We start from the raw sequence: 15,750 nt of genomic DNA, 5'->3' as shown, positions 1-15,750 counted from the left end.
GGGGGAGAGGGCTGGGGTGAGGGGGTAGCTCTTGATCCTAACGACCCGCCCACTGCCGGAACCCAATCATGCCCACTCTCACCACCTACCAAACCACAATCATCCCCGACTGGGTCGACTACAACGGCCACCTGCGCGACGCCTTCTACCTGCTGATTTTCAGCTACGCCACCGACACCCTGATGGACCGCCTCGGCATGGACAGCAACAACCGCGAAGCCAGTGGCAACTCGCTGTTCACCCTCGAACTGCACCTCAATTATCTGCACGAAGTGAAACTCGATACCGAGGTGGAAGTACGCACGCAAATCATCGCCCACGACAGCAAACGCCTGCACCTCTATCACAGCCTGCACAAGGTCGGTGACGAGCAGGAACTGGCCGGCAACGAACAAATGCTCTTGCACGTCGACCTCGCCGGCCCGCGTTCGGCAACGTTCAGCGCGGACACCCTGAGCCGCCTGCAAAGCATCGTCGCCGAGCAGAAAGACTTGCCCGCTCCCGCTTACATCGGCCGCGTTATCGCACTGCCACCCGCCAGGTAATCCATCGATCACAAGGAGCCGCCATGAACACCGCTGCCGCTGTTGCCGATTTCCGTACTTATCCGTTGATCAGCGCGCTCGGTGGCGTGCAGACCCTGGCGGATCGCGTTGCCATCGCATGGGCTGACGGTCGCATCAGCCCGTTTCACCACGTCTGGTTGCGGGATAACTGCCCGTGCCCGCAGTGCGTCTACAACGTTACCCGCGAGCAGGTGTTCGAGATTGTCGATGCCGCTGAAGACCTCAAGCCTGCCGCCGCCCATATCGATACCGACGGCTGCCTGCGCATCGACTGGCAGGACGGTCACCTCAGCCGTTTCGATCCCGGCTGGCTGCGCGCTCATGCCTACGACGATGATTCCCGCGCCGAACGTCTGGCTGGCAAACCCAAGCCTTATCTGTGGCGCAGCGACTCGCAGCTGCCGGTGTTCGAATACGCGGCACTGATGAACGACAACGCCGCCCTGCTGCAATGGCTGCTTGCCGTACGCGACATCGGCCTGACGCAAGTGCGCGGCGTGCCTACCGAGCCCGGTTCACTGAAGCTCATCGCGCAACGCATTTCCTTCATTCGCGAGAGCAACTTCGGTGTGCTGTTCAACGTGCAATCCAAAGCCGATGCCGACAGCAATGCCTACACCGCTTTCAACCTGCCGTTGCACACCGATCTACCGACCCGCGAGCTGCAACCGGGGCTGCAGTTTCTGCATTGTCTGGTGAATGACGCCGAGGGTGGCGAGAGCATTTTTGTCGATGGTTTTGCGATTGCCGATGCGTTGCGCAGTGAAGACCCGGAGGCGTTTCAGGCGCTGTGTGAAATCCCCGTGGAGTTTCGCAACAAGGATCGCCATAGCGACTATCGCTGCCTGGCGCCGATCATTGCTTTGGACGCCTTGGGACGTGTGGCGGAAATTCGCATGGCAAACTTTCTGCGCGGAGCGTTCGATACGTCGGTAGAGCAGATGCCACGGTTGTATCGGGCTTATCGACGCTTTATCGCGATGACACGCGAGCCACGGTTTCGGCTGATGCAGCGGCTTAATTCCGGTGAGCTGTGGTGCTTCGATAATCGCCGTACGTTGCACGCGCGTAATGCCTTCGATCCGGCGACCGGGGCGCGGCATTTTCAGGGCTGCTATATCGACCGGGATGAGTTGTTGTCGCGGATCCTCGTGTTGCAAAGATAGACCGCGTCATCGTTCATCGCGGGCAAGCCCGCTCCCACAGGGTTCGGCGGCGTTTCACAAATATGCGACCAGACTCAAAACTTGTGGGAGCTGGCTTGCCAGCGATGACGTCGGCAGGAACAACAAATTTCTAACTGATTCACAGACAAAAAAAGCCCCGATACCAGCCGTGACTGGATCGGGGCTCAAGCTACTGTTGAGGAGCTGCCAAGCGAGGGTGACCAAACCTTCGTGTTGCAAGCTGAGTTCAGTGTGCCCACTCCCTTGAGCGGCGAGTTAGCCGAAAACGACCTGTTCATAGCCGTCGCAGCCACTGCGACAAAACGCCCTTGCCGTGCCCCGACGTGGCTACCAGAATCGAGCCACGACCTCCGTTACCGAAGAAGGATGCGCGTCATGATGTATGCCGATTTGATCGATCAGGAAGATTTGTTGGGCCAGCTCAAGGCGTTGGGTATTCAAGTGCCCAGTGGCACTACTGCCGATAAGGCTTGCGAGTGCGCGGTGCGCGGTCTGGATAATGTTCGCGCGTTTGAACTGCGCAAAATGGTCAAGGACATGTACACCAGCGGCGCCAGTATCCAGCCGGCGGTGCGCCAGGCGATCGACAAACAATTACTGCCGGCATTGGCGGACTATCAGCAAAGCCATAGCGCCTGACGTTGCTCACCTGATCGTTCCCACGCTCTGCGTGGGAATGCCTCAACGGACGCTCCGCGTTCGGCCTTTTGGGACGCAGAGCGTCCCGGGCTGCGTTCCCACGCAGAGCGTGGGAACGACCCTCATCAGAGCCTTACGCTGGCAAACGTCGACTCATTCCGAGCCTGACTCAACGCCGACATCGGCCCCGACAGCGGCGACATCACGATGGCCTGCGGCAGTGGCAACATCGCCACTTGTTGAGTGGTGTTGGAACCCACACGCTCGTCACGCGGCGGAATGCCGAAGTATTCGCGATAGCACTTGGAGAAGTGCGGCGTCGAGACGAAACCACACACGGACGCCACTTCGATGATCGACATCGGCGTTTGCTTGAGCAACTGCCGGGCGCGGATCAGGCGCAGCTTCAAGTAGTAACGCGACGGCGAGCAGTGCAGGTATTTCTGGAACAGGCGCTCCAACTGTCGACGCGACACGGCGACGTACACCGCCAGTTCATCGAGGTCGATAGGCTCTTCCAGATTGGCTTCCATCAGCGCGACGATTTCCTGCAGCTTCGGCTGGTTGGTGCCGAGCATGTGCTTGAGCGGCACACGCTGGTGATCCTGTTCGTTGCGGATTCGTTCGTAGACGAACATCTCCGAGATCGCGGCGGACAGTTCACGGCCGTGATCGCGGCTGATCAGGTGCAGCATCATGTCCAGCGGCGCGGTACCGCCGGAGCTGGTGAAACGGTTACGGTCGAGGGTGAACAAACGGGTGCTCATGGCCACGCGCGGGAAGGCTTCCTGCATCGCCGCCAGACATTCCCAGTGCACGCTGCAATCGAAACCATCGAGCAACCCGGCGCAGGCCAAAGCCCAACTGCCGGTGCACACGGCGCCGAGGCGCTTGGACTGACGCGCCTGGCTTTGCAGCCAGGAAACGTGTTCACGGGTAACGGTGCGTTGAATGCCGATGCCGCCGCAGACAATCACAGTGTCCAGTGGCGGGGCTTTGTGCATGGAAGCGTCGGGAGTGATTTGCAGACCGTCACTGGCCCACACCTGGCCGCCATCGACAGTGAGGGTACTCCAGCGATACAGCTCGCGACCGGACAATTGGTTGGCCATGCGCAGGGGTTCTACTGCGGACGCCAGAGAAATCAGCGTGAAATTGTCCAGCAGCAGAAAGCCGATGGATTGAGGCGCACGGTTCTGGGGTTGGGCCCCGGAGTTGAACGACGTCATCGCGGTATCTCCTCACACAAAGCGGGTGATGGCCTCAGGCGGAGGCTCTTGTTATTGCCAGCGTTCTCGCGTGGGAGACGGGCTTTGTTATGACAGAGCAAATGCCATGCCTAAAATTGAATGGCTGTTCAATAACTCCTGAAAACGACGTCGCGACGTGTCTATACGAGCCGTCCGACGAAAGGTGTTTCGAAGTGCCATCAGCGTTGCTGAACGCCCTGCCCCCAGGGGTGTGAGCAAATCGGTAGCACTTGTGGGAACTGGCCTGCGCGCGATTGTCGGACAGTGTCACCGCAAGCACGGGTGACGGACGGTAGGAGAGCTGAGCGCGTGTAACAGGTGGGAAAGACTCTTATCTGATTGCGACGCGCTAAAAGGTGGCGTGATTTATTGTCTGTGTTCACTTGGTGAGCAGTTTTGACTGGTCTGGCGCTATCGCGAGCAGGCTCACTCCTACAGGGGAACGCGTTCCAAATGTAGGAGTGAGCCTGCTCGCGATTGAGGCGACTCGGTCTCAGCACTCCACAGCGCTGACCGCCAACCCACCACGCGATGTCTCTTTATATTTGTCATGCATATCAGCGCCGGTATCACGCATGGTGCGGATCACCCGATCCAGCGAGATAAAGTGCTGACCATCGCCACGCAGTGCCATCTGCGCCGCGTTGATCGCCTTGACCGCGGCAATCGCATTACGCTCGATGCACGGCACTTGCACCAGACCACCGACCGGATCGCAGGTCAGCCCGAGGTTGTGTTCAAGACCAATCTCCGCTGCGTTGCACAACTGCTCCGGCGTGGCACCAAGAATCTCCGCCAGCCCCGCCGCCGCCATCGCACACGCCGAACCGACTTCGCCCTGGCAACCCACTTCGGCGCCCGAGATCGAAGCATTCTTTTTGCACAGAATCCCCACCGCCGCTGCACCGAGGAAGTAATCGACCACGTTGGCGTCAGTCACCGCTTCACTGAACTTCATAAAGTAGTGCAATACCGCCGGAATGATCCCTGCGGCGCCATTGGTCGGCGCCGTGACCATGCGCCCGCCCGCCGCGTTTTCTTCATTAACCGCCAGAGCGAACAGGTTGACCCACTCCATCGCGCTCAACGTTGAACCGATCACATTGGGCTTGCCCAGTTCCTGCAGGCTGCGATGCAGCTTTGCCGCGCGCCGACGCACATTCAGTCCGCCGGGCAAGATGCCTTCGTGTTTCAGGCCCTGCTCGACGCAATCCTGCATCGCCCGCCACAACTTCATCAGCCCGGCGCGGATCTCTTCTTCACTGCGCCAGACCTTTTCGTTGGCCATCATCAATTCGGCGACGCGCAGGTTGTTTTTCTTGCACAACTCCAACAGTTCAACCGCACTGGAAAAGTCGTAGGGCAACTCAGTGCGATCCAGATCGACCACGCCGCTGGACGCCTGCGCTTGATCCACGACAAAACCGCCGCCCACCGAATAGTAGGTGTCGCGATGCAGTTCGCCGTGATCACCCTCGGCAACGATAGTCATGGCATTGGGGTGGAATGGCAGGTTCTCGTCGATCAGGCGCATGTCCCGTGCCCAGACAAACGGCACCGACAAACGACCATCCAATAACAGTGTGTGAGTTTCACGCAGGGCCTGTATGCGCGGGCCGATCTGCGACGGGTCGATTGCGTCCGGCCACTCGCCCATCAAACCCATGATCACCGCGTTGTCGCTGCCGTGACCAATGCCCGTGGCCGACAGCGATCCGAACAATTGCACTTCTATACGGCGCACCTGTTCCAACTGGTGCTTGTCCCGTAGCGACTCGACGAACAACGCCGCGGCGCGCATGGGCCCGACGGTGTGGGAACTGGAAGGGCCGATGCCGATTTTGAACAGGTCGAAAACGCTGATAGCCATTGCTGCAGAGCTCCTGAGGATGCCGGTCCGGGGCGTGAAGCGCCCGCTGGCGGAGCTGCTACGCTCAAGCTGCGATCCGCCGGAATGCCCGCATCATCAGGCTTTTGTCGGAGCGCACGGCGTCTGACACCGACGCACTCATGTCCACCAGCGCCGCGCCGTTTTCGCCCCGGTTTTTCGCCGTTTTTGTGCGGTTCAGATGGCCATTCGGGGCTGAAAAAAGCTGTAAACGACGTCACTGACACTGGATGCGACCATCCCTGTACTGGATACGACCCCCCCTGTAGGCGTCAGATTTTCACTGGTACATGATCGTTATGACTCGATTGCAAGGCGCCGTGGTAGAGCTGTCTCCAGAACGCCATCCAACCGCAACCTATAAGTGCGGTGGTCCACAGTCGGAACACTGCCAAAAAAAACACCAAGGAGTCCATCCATGAAAGGTTCCCCGTCGTTGTTGTTGGCCGCCATGCTGAGTCTGCCGTTACTGGCGCAAGCTGCAGAACCGGCACAGTGCAGTACCGTTAACTTCTCCGATGTCGGCTGGACCGACATCACCGCTACCACCGCTACCACCTCTGTTGTGCTCAACGCCCTCGGCTACAAGACCAAGACCACCATGATCTCCGTGCCCGTGACCTACAAGTCGCTGGCCGACGGCAAGAACATGGACGTGTTCCTCGGCAACTGGATGCCGACCATGGAAAACGACATCAAGGCTTACCGCGACGCCGGCACCGTGGAAACCGTGCGCACCAACCTCAAGGGCGCCAAGTACACCCTCGCCGTGCCGCAAGCCCTGTATGACAAAGGTCTGCATGACTTCGCCGACATCGCCAAATTCAAGAAAGAACTCGACGGCAAGATCTACGGCATCGAGCCTGGCAACGACGGCAACCGTCTGATCCAGAGCATGATCGACAAGGACGCCTTCGGCCTGAAAACCGCCGGTTTCAAAGTCGTCGAATCGTCGGAAGCGGGCATGCTCTCGCAGGTGGATCGCGCGCAAAAACGCGACACCGCCGTGGTATTCCTCGGCTGGGCGCCGCACCCGATGAACAAGCGCTTCAAGATTCAATACCTGACCGGTGGCGATGATTTCTTCGGCCCCGATTTCGGTGCTGCGACCGTGGCGACCAATACCCGCAAGGGTTATGCCGAGGAATGCAGCAACGTCGGTCAGTTGCTGAAGAACCTGGAGTTCACCGTCGACATGGAAAGCGAACTGATGGGCAACATCCTCGACGACAAGATGAAGCCTGACGCGGCCGCCAAGGCCTGGCTGAAAAAGAATCCACAAGTGCTCGATACCTGGCTCGCTGGCGTAACCACCATTGACGGTAAACCTGGCCTGGAGGCCGTTAAAGCCAAGCTTCAGTAATCGCTTATGCCGGGTGGGCTCGCCCACCCGGGCTGTTTATTTCCTTGCATGCGGACGTTCACTACCATGCTGATTGATCAGAAAATACCTTTAGGCCAGTACATCGCGGGCTTCGTTGAATGGTTGACGCAACACGGCGCCAACACCTTCGACGCAATCGCCGTGACACTGGAAACGATGATCCACGGCGTGACGTTCGCGCTGACCTGGTTCAACCCACTGGTCTTGATTGGCCTGATCGCCCTGCTCGCGCACCTGATCCAGCGCAAATGGGGATTGACCGCTTTCGTGATCGCCTCCTTCCTGCTGATCCTCAATCTGGGGTACTGGCAGGAAACCATGGAAACCCTCGCCCAGGTCATGTTCGCGACCCTGGTCTGCGTGGTCATCGGCGTGCCGCTGGGCATCGTCGCCGCACACAAACCGATGTTCTACACTGTCATGCGTCCGGTACTCGATCTGATGCAGACCGTACCGACCTTCGTTTACCTCATTCCTACCCTGACCCTCTTCGGGCTGGGTGTGGTCCCGGGCCTGATCTCCACGGTGGTGTTCGCCATCGCTGCGCCGATCCGCCTGACCTATCTGGGCATCCGCGATGTCCCGCAAGAACTGATGGACGCCGGCAAGGCCTTCGGCTGCTCGCGTCGCCAACTGCTCTCACGGATCGAACTGCCTCACGCCATGCCGAGCATCGCGGCCGGCATCACCCAGTGCATCATGCTGTCGTTGTCGATGGTGGTGATCGCGGCACTGGTAGGCGCCGACGGACTCGGCAAACCGGTGGTCAACGCACTGAACACTGCTGATATCGCCCTGGGCTTCGAAGCGGGCCTGGCGATCGTACTGCTGGCGATCATGCTCGACCGTATCTGCAAACAACCCGACGCCAAAGTAGGGGGTGACGCATGAGCATAATTCGCTTCGAAGACGTCGACGTAATCTTTTCCAAAGATCCACGCGAGGCACTCAAGCTGCTGGATCAGGGCATGACCCGCAACGAAATCCTGAAAAAGACCGGACAGATTGTCGGCGTGGAAAAAGCCACGCTGGACATCAACAAAGGCGAGATCTGCGTGCTGATGGGCTTGTCCGGCTCGGGCAAGTCGAGCCTGCTGCGCTGCATCAACGGCCTCAACACCGTGAGCCGCGGCAAGCTGTTCGTCGAGCATGAAAACCGTCAGATCGACATCGCCTCCTGCACCCCGGCCGAGCTGAAAATGATGCGCACCAAACGCATCGCCATGGTGTTCCAGAAGTTCGCCCTGATGCCGTGGCTGACGGTGCGCGAGAACATCAGTTTCGGTCTGGAAATGCAGGGTCGACCGGAGAAGGAACGCAAGAAACTCGTCGATGAAAAACTCGAACTGGTCGGCCTGACCCAATGGCGCAACAAGAAGCCTGATGAACTCTCCGGCGGCATGCAGCAGCGTGTCGGTCTGGCACGAGCGCTGGCGATGGACGCCGACATTCTATTGATGGACGAACCGTTCTCGGCCCTCGACCCGCTGATCCGTCAGGGTCTGCAGGATGAACTGCTGGAACTGCAACGCAAGCTGAGCAAGACCATCGTGTTCGTGAGCCACGACCTCGACGAGGCGCTCAAATTGGGTAGCCGCATCGCGATCATGAAAGACGGCCGGATCATCCAGTACAGCGTGCCGGAAGAGATCGTGCTGAACCCGGCGGACGACTATGTGCGCACCTTCGTCGCACACACCAATCCGCTCAACGTGCTCTGCGGCCGCAGCCTGATGCGCACGCTGGACAAGTGCAAACGCATCAACGGTTCGGTGTGTCTCGATCCGGGCGGCGATTCGTGGCTGGACCTGGCCGAAGGCAACACCATCAAAGGTGCGCGGCAGAATGGTTCGGTGCTGAACCTGCAGAACTGGGCACCGGGGCAAGCGGTGGAAGGACTGGAGCGCAAGCCGACGCTGGTGGATTCGAACATCGGCATGCGCGATGCGTTGCAGATTCGTTATCAGACCGGCAACAAGCTGGTGTTGCACGATAACAATCATGTGGTGGGGATCCTGGGCGACAGCGAGTTGTATCACGCGTTGCTGGGCAAGAACCTCGGTTAAGGGGGATAAAAAAAGGGATCGCGGTGAGCGATCCCTGATCGTTCCCACGCTCCGCGTGGTAATGCAGCCCGGGACGCTCCGCGTCCCACAACAGCGGACGCGGAGCGTCCATTGAGACATTCCCACGCAGAGCGGGGGAACGATCATGCAAAAGGGGCTCAATCGAGCCCCTTTTGTTTTAGCGGTTTAGCTGTACACCCGGCCAAGGAGCTGCCGATGGCTTTCAAACTGATCGAGCACATCGCGTGTGATCTGATCCTGCGTGAAGCCCATCAGGTCGTAATCCTGGCTGCCGTTGTGCAGATACACTTCAGCGCGGTAGTAACGCTGACGCGCTTCATCGGACTGCGCCGATTCGGTCGGGGTCGCCAGATAGCCATCCAGGCTCACTTCGTAAACGAAAGGGTTGCCCTCTTCCATCTCGACGCGCACGCCCATGCAGCGCTTGGATTTACCCAGCAGCGTCTGCACTTCCAGACCCTGCGCACGCATCTGCGCGGTGGCATCTTCCAGCGCCGGGCTGACCTGCTTATCCATGAAACGCTGCACCACCGATTGGCTCGGTTGCAGGTCCAGTTGCGTCAGACGCTCGCTGAAACCACGACGACCGCGCTCCGCCAGCTGCGCCTGCTCCTGTTCGATCTGCACGTCCTGACGCATGGCCTTGTGCAGGCCGAACATGAAGAACACCAGCACCACCGAGAACGGCAGACCCGCCAGCACCACCATGGTTTGCATGGCTTCGAAGTTACCGGCAAACAGCAGACCAATGGTCACCAGGGTGATCACCACCGACCAGAAGATCCGCAGCCAGTGCGGCGCATCTTCATCGACGTTGCCGCCCTTGCAGGACAGATTCGCCATCATCACCGCGCCGGAATCAGCTGGGGTCAGGAACAGTACGAAGCCAACAAAAATCGACACACCGATAACGACTTTCGACGCCGGGTAGTGTTCAAGCAACTGATAAATCGCCATCGACGGCTGTTCCAGTGCCGTCTTGCCAAGCTCCACAGCCCCCTGGTTCATCACCAGATCCAGCGCCGAGTTACCGAAGATCGACAGCCAGGCCAAGGTGAAGCCCAGCGGAATCAGCAGCACGCCGGCGACCAGTTCACGCACGGTACGACCACGGGAAATACGCGCGATGAACATGCCTACGAATGGCGCCCAGGAAATCCACCACGCCCAGTAGAACAGGGTCCACAGGCCCATCCAGCGCTCGGACTTGGCGTTGTCGCCTTCGTACACATAAAGGTCGAAGGTTTTCAGCACGATGCCATTGAGGTAGTCGCCGATGTTCTGCACGAAGCCGTTGAGCAGGTGCAAAGTCGGGCCAAACAACAGCACGAAAATCAGCAGTCCGCTGAACAGCACGATGTTCAGGTTGGACAGACGACGGATGCCGTTTTCCACGCCGGACACGGCAGCGATGGTCGCCACGGTGCTCATCACGATGATCACGATCAACAGGTTAGTGTTGCTGTGTTCCATGCCGAACAGGTTTTCCAGGCCCGAGGACACTTGCAGCGAACCAATCCCCAGGTTGGTCACCAGACCCAGCAGGGTCACGAACATGCCGAAGCCGTCCACCGCGTGACCGGCCGCGCCCTTGACCCAACGCTCGCCCACCAGCGGATACAGCGCCGAACGCAGGGCCAGCGGCTGGTTATGCCGGTAAGCAAAGTACGCCACGGCCAGACCGACCAGTGCGTAGATCGCCCAGCCGTGCAGGCCCCAGTGCAGGAAGGTCAGTTGCACCGCCTGACGCGCGGCCATGTTGGTAGCCGATGCGCCTTCCGGCGGATTGAAGTAGTGATCCAATGGCTCGGATGCGCCGAAGTACAGCAGCGAAATACCGATACCCGACGAGAACAGCATCCCCGCCCAGGCTCCGTAACTGAAATCCGGGGTGTCGTCCTTGCTGCCCAGTTTGAGTTTGCCGTACGAGGAAAATGCCAGGCCCACCACAAACACCAGGTAGGCGGCGATGACCACCATGTAGTACCAGCCGAAGCTGCGCGACAACCAGGCCTGAGCGATACCCAACAGTCTGCCGGCCTCTTGCGGGGCGATAATCAGAATGGCGGTCAACAACAGAATCAGCGCGGTAGAGGTGTAGAACACCCAACCGTTGACCGTCACCTTCTCGGGCGGGGTCTTTATAAGCGAGGCAGAACTCATGGCACAAATGCTCCAGGCAGTGCGAGAGAAGAACACAAGGCAACACGGAACCCGACCAATCGGTTAGTTGGCAGCCGACCGGCGGGTGATATAAAGACACCCCGAAAAATGCCCGAACCTGCCGAAATGGCGCTGCGAATCGCTTTCGTGGCCGAAGGTGGACGGACGTTCATCCGAAACCTGGCCGTGAGCGTCTTGCCCTTTCAACACGTCCATCGAATCGCGAACCGCGCCATGCCCCACGCAGGTTTCGAGCTTTTTCGGATGTCGGTTTTATCGCCACTTACACGTAGGAAAAATCTGTAGGCAGCGACGATTTGTCGCAGATCTTATTCTTTGTTGATTGAACGTTCAATCAAAACAAAATAGACTGGCCGCTAATCCGATAGGCGTGATTCGCCGCTCGGAAGGCCTAAGGAGATGTGCAAGATGCCCAAGGTCGGTATGCAACCCATCCGCCGCCAACAACTGATCGAAGCCACTTTGCAGGCGGTCGATCAGGTCGGAATGGGGGACGCCAGCATTGCGCTGATCGCCCGTTTGGCCGGTGTCTCGAATGGCATCATCAGTCATTACTTTCAGGACAAGAACGGCCTGATTGCCGCCACGATGCGGTATCTGATGACCGCCCTCAGCGAGAGCGTCACCGCGCGCCGGCAGGCGCTGGCAGATGACAGCCCACGGGCGCATCTGCAGGTGATCATCGAAGGCAACTTCGACGCCAGCCAGGTCAATGGCCCGGCAATGAAAACCTGGCTGGCCTTTTGGGCCACCAGCATGCACCAGCCGTCTTTGCACAGGTTGCAGCGGATCAACGATCACCGTCTGTATTCCAACCTGTGCTGCCAGTTCCGCCGTGTGCTGCCGCTCGAAGATGCGCGCAGCGCAGCGCGGGGGCTGGCAGCGTTGATTGACGGCTTGTGGTTGCGCGGCGCGCTGTCGGGAGACGCTTTCGATACCGCGCAGGCGCAACAGATCGCTTACGAATACATGGATTTCCAATTGGCCAAGAAGGTGAGCTAGAGCACACAGAAAACGCTCGGCCCCTGAACGCCACCGCAGCCTCACCGCGGTGGTCAACGCCAACCACCAATGCACTTGCGAGGACACTATGGCCCGTTTCGAACTGCAAAAACTTTACATCGATGGCGCGTACTCCGACGCCGGCAGCGATGCCACCTTCGAAGCCATCAACCCGGCTAACGGTGAAGTCCTCGCACTGGTGCAACGTGCGACCAAGGAAGACGTCGAGCGCGCCGTGGTCAGCGCTGAAAAGGGCCAGAAAATCTGGGCTGCGATGACCGCCATGGAGCGTTCGCGCATTCTGCGTCGTGCCGTCGACATCCTGCGCGAGCGCAACGATGAACTGGCCGCGCTGGAAACCCTGGACACCGGCAAATCCTTCTCCGAAACCAAGTACGTCGACATCGTTACCGGCGCTGATGTGCTGGAATACTATGCAGGCCTGGTGCCAGCGATCGAAGGCGAGCAGATCCCGCTGCGCGACACTTCTTTCGTCTACACCCGTCGCGAGCCGCTGGGCGTTGTCGCCGGTATCGGCGCGTGGAACTACCCGATCCAGATCGCCCTGTGGAAATCCGCTCCAGCGCTGGCCGCTGGTAACGCGATGATCTTCAAGCCAAGCGAAGTGACCTCGCTGACCACCCTGAAACTGGCCGAGATCTACACCGAAGCCGGCGTTCCAAACGGTGTGTTCAACGTCCTGACCGGCAGCGGCCGTGAAGTCGGCACCTGGCTGACCGAGCACCCGCGCATCGAAAAAATCTCCTTCACCGGCGGCACCGACACCGGCAAGAAGGTTATGGCCAGCGCTTCGGCTTCGTCGCTGAAAGACGTAACCATGGAACTGGGCGGCAAATCCCCGCTGATCATCTGCGACGACGCCGATCTCGATCGCGCTGCCGACACCGCGATGATGGCCAACTTCTACAGCTCCGGTCAGGTCTGCACCAACGGCACTCGCGTGTTCGTTCCGGCGCACCTGAAAGCCGCTTTCGAAGCCAAGATCGTTGAGCGCGTTGCACGCATCCGCGTCGGCAACCCGGAAGACGAAAACACCAACTTCGGCCCACTGGTCAGCTTCGCGCACATGGAAAGCGTGCTGGGCTACATCGCCAAAGGTAAAGAACAAGGCGCCCGCGTGCTGTGCGGCGGCGACCGTCTGACCGACGGCGAATTCGCCAAAGGCGCGTTCGTGGCACCTACCGTGTTCACCGATTGCACCGACGACATGACCATCGTTCGTGAAGAAATCTTTGGCCCAGTGATGGCGATCCTCTCCTACGAGACCGAAGAAGAAGTGATCCGCCGCGCCAACGACACCGACTTCGGTTTGGCCGCCGGTATCGTCACCAAAGACCTGAACCGCGCACACCGCGTGATTCATCAACTGGAAGCCGGTATCTGCTGGATCAACGCCTGGGGCGAGTCCGACGCAAAAATGCCGGTCGGCGGTTACAAGCAGTCGGGTGTTGGTCGTGAAAACGGCATCAGCTCGCTGAACAACTTCACCCGCATCAAATCGGTACAGGTCGAGCTGGGCGATTACGTTTCGGTGTTCTAACCCGAGATTTGCATTGCCCGCGAAGGCCTCTTCGCTGGCAAGCCAGCTCCCACAGTTTTGGGGTCGTCCATCAAATCTGTGGCAGCCCCCAATCTTTGTGGGAGCTGACTTGCCAGCGATTCGAGTGCGCAGCACTCGCCGAGGTCAGACCTGACCATATCTAAAGAGGGTGCATTCAATGTCCCAAGAATTCGATTACATCATCATCGGTGCCGGCTCGGCCGGTAACACCCTGGCGACCCGTCTGACTGAAGACGAAGGCGTCACCGTTCTGCTGCTCGAAGCCGGCGGCCCTGACTACCGTCTCGACTTCCGCACGCAAATGCCCGCTGCCCTGGCATTCCCGCTGCAAGGTCGTCGCTACAACTGGGCCTACGAAACCGATCCAGAGCCACACATGGACGGTCGCCGCATGGAATGCGGTCGCGGCAAAGGCCTCGGCGGTTCTTCGCTGATCAACGGCATGTGCTACATCCGTGGTAACGCTATGGACTACGACGGCTGGGCGAAACTGCCAGGCCTGGAAAACTGGTCGTACCTCGACTGCCTGCCGTACTTCCGCAAAGCGGAAACCCGCGACATCGGCCCGAACGACTACCACGGTGGCGAAGGTCCGGTCAGTGTGACCACGCCGAAGGCGGGCAATAACCCGCTGTTCCACGCCATGGTTGAAGCAGGCGTGCAGGCCGGTTACCCGCGCACCGAAGACCTCAACGGTTACCAGCAGGAAGGCTTCGGCCCGATGGACCGCACCGTGACGCCGAACGGCCGTCGTGCTTCCACCGCCCGTGGCTACCTTGACGTTGCCAAAAAGCGTTCGACCCTGACCATCGTCACCCACGCCCTGACCGACAAGATCCTGTTCGAAGGCAAGCGTGCCGTCGGTGTGCGTTACCTGGTCGGCGATGCGGAAGAACGCGTTGAAGTCAAAGCGCGCAAAGAAGTCCTGCTGTGCTCCGGCGCCATCGCTTCGCCGCAGATTCTGCAGCGCTCCGGTGTCGGCCCTGCCGAACTGCTGAAGTCGCTCGACATTCCGGTCGTTCACGACCTGCCGGGCGTCGGTGAAAACCTGCAGGATCACCTTGAGCTGTACCTGCAATACGCGTGCACTCAGCCGGTTTCGCTGTACCCGTCGCTGCTCTGGTACAACCAGCCAGCCATCGGTGCCGAGTGGCTGTTCAACGGCACCGGCATCGGCGCCAGCAACCAGTTCGAAGCCGGCGGTTTCATCCGTTCGCGTCCGGAATTCGAATGGCCGAACATCCAGTACCACTTCCTGCCGGTAGCGATTAACTACAACGGCAGCAACGGTGTGAAAGAGCACGGTTTCCAGGCGCACATGGGTTCCATGCGTTCGCCAAGCCGTGGTCGCATCCAGGCCAAGTCGAAAGACCCGCGCCAGCACCCGAGCATCCTGTTCAACTACATGGCTACCGAACAGGACTGGCAGGAATTCCGTGACGGCATCCGCCTGACCCGCGAAATCATGCAGCAGCCGGCACTCGACGCTTTCCGTGGCCGTGAAATCAGCCCGGGCATTGAAGTGCAAACCGATGAGCAGCTGGACAAGTTCATCCGCGAGCACGCCGAAACCGCGTTCCACCCGTCCTGCTCGTGCAAGATGGGCACCGACGAGATGGCTGTAGTGGATGGCGAAGGTCGCGTGCACGGCATGCAGAGCCTGCGTGTGGTCGATGCCTCGATCATGCCGATCATCACCACTGGCAACCTCAACGCGCCAACGATCATGATCGCCGAGAAAATCGCCGACAAGATCCGTGGCCGCCAGCCGCTGCCGCGCAGCACCGCGCCGTACTACGTCGCGGGTGATGCGCCGGTGAAGGGCAAACCGATGCGTGATATCACCCCGGCTGCGCAGTAGCCTGAAGTGATCGTTCCCACGCTCTGCGTGGGAATGCATCCCGTGACGCTCTGCGTCACACAGCGGACGCAGAGCGTCCATGGCGGCGTTCCCACGCAGAGCGTGGGAACGATCTCCTGC

General features: G+C 59.6%; 12 protein-coding genes. 9 read left to right on the top strand and 3 right to left on the bottom strand.

What is annotated here, in order from left to right; genetic code table 11:
• Window positions 1–68: 68 nt before the first annotated feature.
• The 3 genes from CKW26_RS22760 to CKW26_RS22750 all read left to right on the top strand — a co-directional run bounded on the left by CKW26_RS22760 (window position 69) and on the right by CKW26_RS22750 (window position 2,392).
• The gene (locus CKW26_RS22760) at window positions 69–545 is read left to right on the top strand and encodes a thioesterase family protein (RefSeq protein WP_095050252.1); all 477 of its coding nucleotides are present in this window, start codon (window positions 69–71) and stop codon (window positions 543–545) included.
• 23 nt (window positions 546–568) lie between these two features.
• Window positions 569–1,732 carry a gamma-butyrobetaine dioxygenase gene (locus CKW26_RS22755; RefSeq protein ID WP_095050251.1) on the top strand — a complete coding sequence of 388 codons (1,164 nt, stop codon included), beginning with the start codon at window positions 569–571 and terminating at the stop codon, window positions 1,730–1,732.
• A gap of 396 nt (window positions 1,733–2,128) precedes the next feature.
• Window positions 2,129–2,392, top strand: coding sequence for a hypothetical protein (locus CKW26_RS22750; protein ID WP_095050250.1), 264 nt, complete (start codon window positions 2,129–2,131; stop codon window positions 2,390–2,392).
• A gap of 125 nt (window positions 2,393–2,517) precedes the next feature.
• On the opposite strand, the gene CKW26_RS22745 is transcribed toward CKW26_RS22750, so the two are convergent.
• Together CKW26_RS22745 and CKW26_RS22740 are read right to left on the bottom strand one after the other, a co-directional pair.
• Window positions 2,518–3,621 (bottom strand): GlxA family transcriptional regulator, encoded by a 1,104-nt coding sequence (locus tag CKW26_RS22745; protein WP_007949927.1) that lies wholly within the window; start codon window positions 3,619–3,621, stop codon window positions 2,518–2,520.
• A gap of 514 nt (window positions 3,622–4,135) precedes the next feature.
• Window positions 4,136–5,512 carry an L-serine ammonia-lyase gene (locus tag CKW26_RS22740; protein WP_034153599.1) on the bottom strand — a complete coding sequence of 459 codons (1,377 nt, stop codon included), beginning with the start codon at window positions 5,510–5,512 and terminating at the stop codon, window positions 4,136–4,138.
• 436 nt (window positions 5,513–5,948) lie between these two features.
• Here CKW26_RS22740 and CKW26_RS22735 point away from each other — a divergent pair, with 436 nt between their 5' ends.
• From CKW26_RS22735 to choV, 3 genes are all read left to right on the top strand, one after another.
• A complete protein-coding gene (locus CKW26_RS22735) occupies window positions 5,949–6,893 on the top strand; it encodes a choline ABC transporter substrate-binding protein (RefSeq protein ID WP_007918300.1) in 945 nt (314 codons plus the stop codon).
• A 66-nt stretch (window positions 6,894–6,959) separates the two neighbouring features.
• Window positions 6,960–7,805: a choline ABC transporter permease subunit gene (gene choW, locus CKW26_RS22730; protein WP_016983941.1), complete on the top strand. Its 846-nt coding sequence runs from the start codon at window positions 6,960–6,962 to the stop codon at window positions 7,803–7,805.
• The gene (choV, locus tag CKW26_RS22725) at window positions 7,802–8,980 is read left to right on the top strand and encodes a choline ABC transporter ATP-binding protein (RefSeq protein WP_016772804.1); all 1,179 of its coding nucleotides are present in this window, start codon (window positions 7,802–7,804) and stop codon (window positions 8,978–8,980) included. The genes choW and choV overlap by 4 nt, the downstream gene beginning before the upstream one ends.
• 186 nt (window positions 8,981–9,166) lie before the next feature.
• On the opposite strand, the gene betT is transcribed toward choV, so the two are convergent.
• Complete coding sequence (gene betT / locus CKW26_RS22720; protein WP_095050249.1) at window positions 9,167–11,164, bottom strand: choline BCCT transporter BetT; 1,998 nt, start codon at window positions 11,162–11,164, stop codon at window positions 9,167–9,169.
• A gap of 429 nt (window positions 11,165–11,593) precedes the next feature.
• Here betT and betI point away from each other — a divergent pair, with 429 nt between their 5' ends.
• From betI to betA, 3 genes are all read left to right on the top strand, one after another.
• Window positions 11,594–12,187 (top strand): transcriptional regulator BetI, encoded by a 594-nt coding sequence (gene betI / locus CKW26_RS22715; RefSeq protein WP_008085771.1) that lies wholly within the window; start codon window positions 11,594–11,596, stop codon window positions 12,185–12,187.
• A gap of 88 nt (window positions 12,188–12,275) precedes the next feature.
• Window positions 12,276–13,748 (top strand): betaine-aldehyde dehydrogenase, encoded by a 1,473-nt coding sequence (gene betB / locus CKW26_RS22710; RefSeq protein ID WP_077574839.1) that lies wholly within the window; start codon window positions 12,276–12,278, stop codon window positions 13,746–13,748.
• A gap of 178 nt (window positions 13,749–13,926) precedes the next feature.
• Window positions 13,927–15,630, top strand: coding sequence for a choline dehydrogenase (betA, locus tag CKW26_RS22705; RefSeq protein ID WP_095050248.1), 1,704 nt, complete (start codon window positions 13,927–13,929; stop codon window positions 15,628–15,630).
• Window positions 15,631–15,750: the final 120 nt, after the last annotated feature.

Origin of the sequence: Pseudomonas sp. Irchel s3h9, assembly GCF_900187475.1 — a bacterium.
GTDB classification, from domain to species: Bacteria; Pseudomonadota; Gammaproteobacteria; order Pseudomonadales; family Pseudomonadaceae; genus Aquipseudomonas; species Aquipseudomonas neuropathica.
The sequence above is the reverse complement of the archived record's forward strand: the minus strand, read 5'-3'. Positions and strand labels throughout refer to the sequence as shown.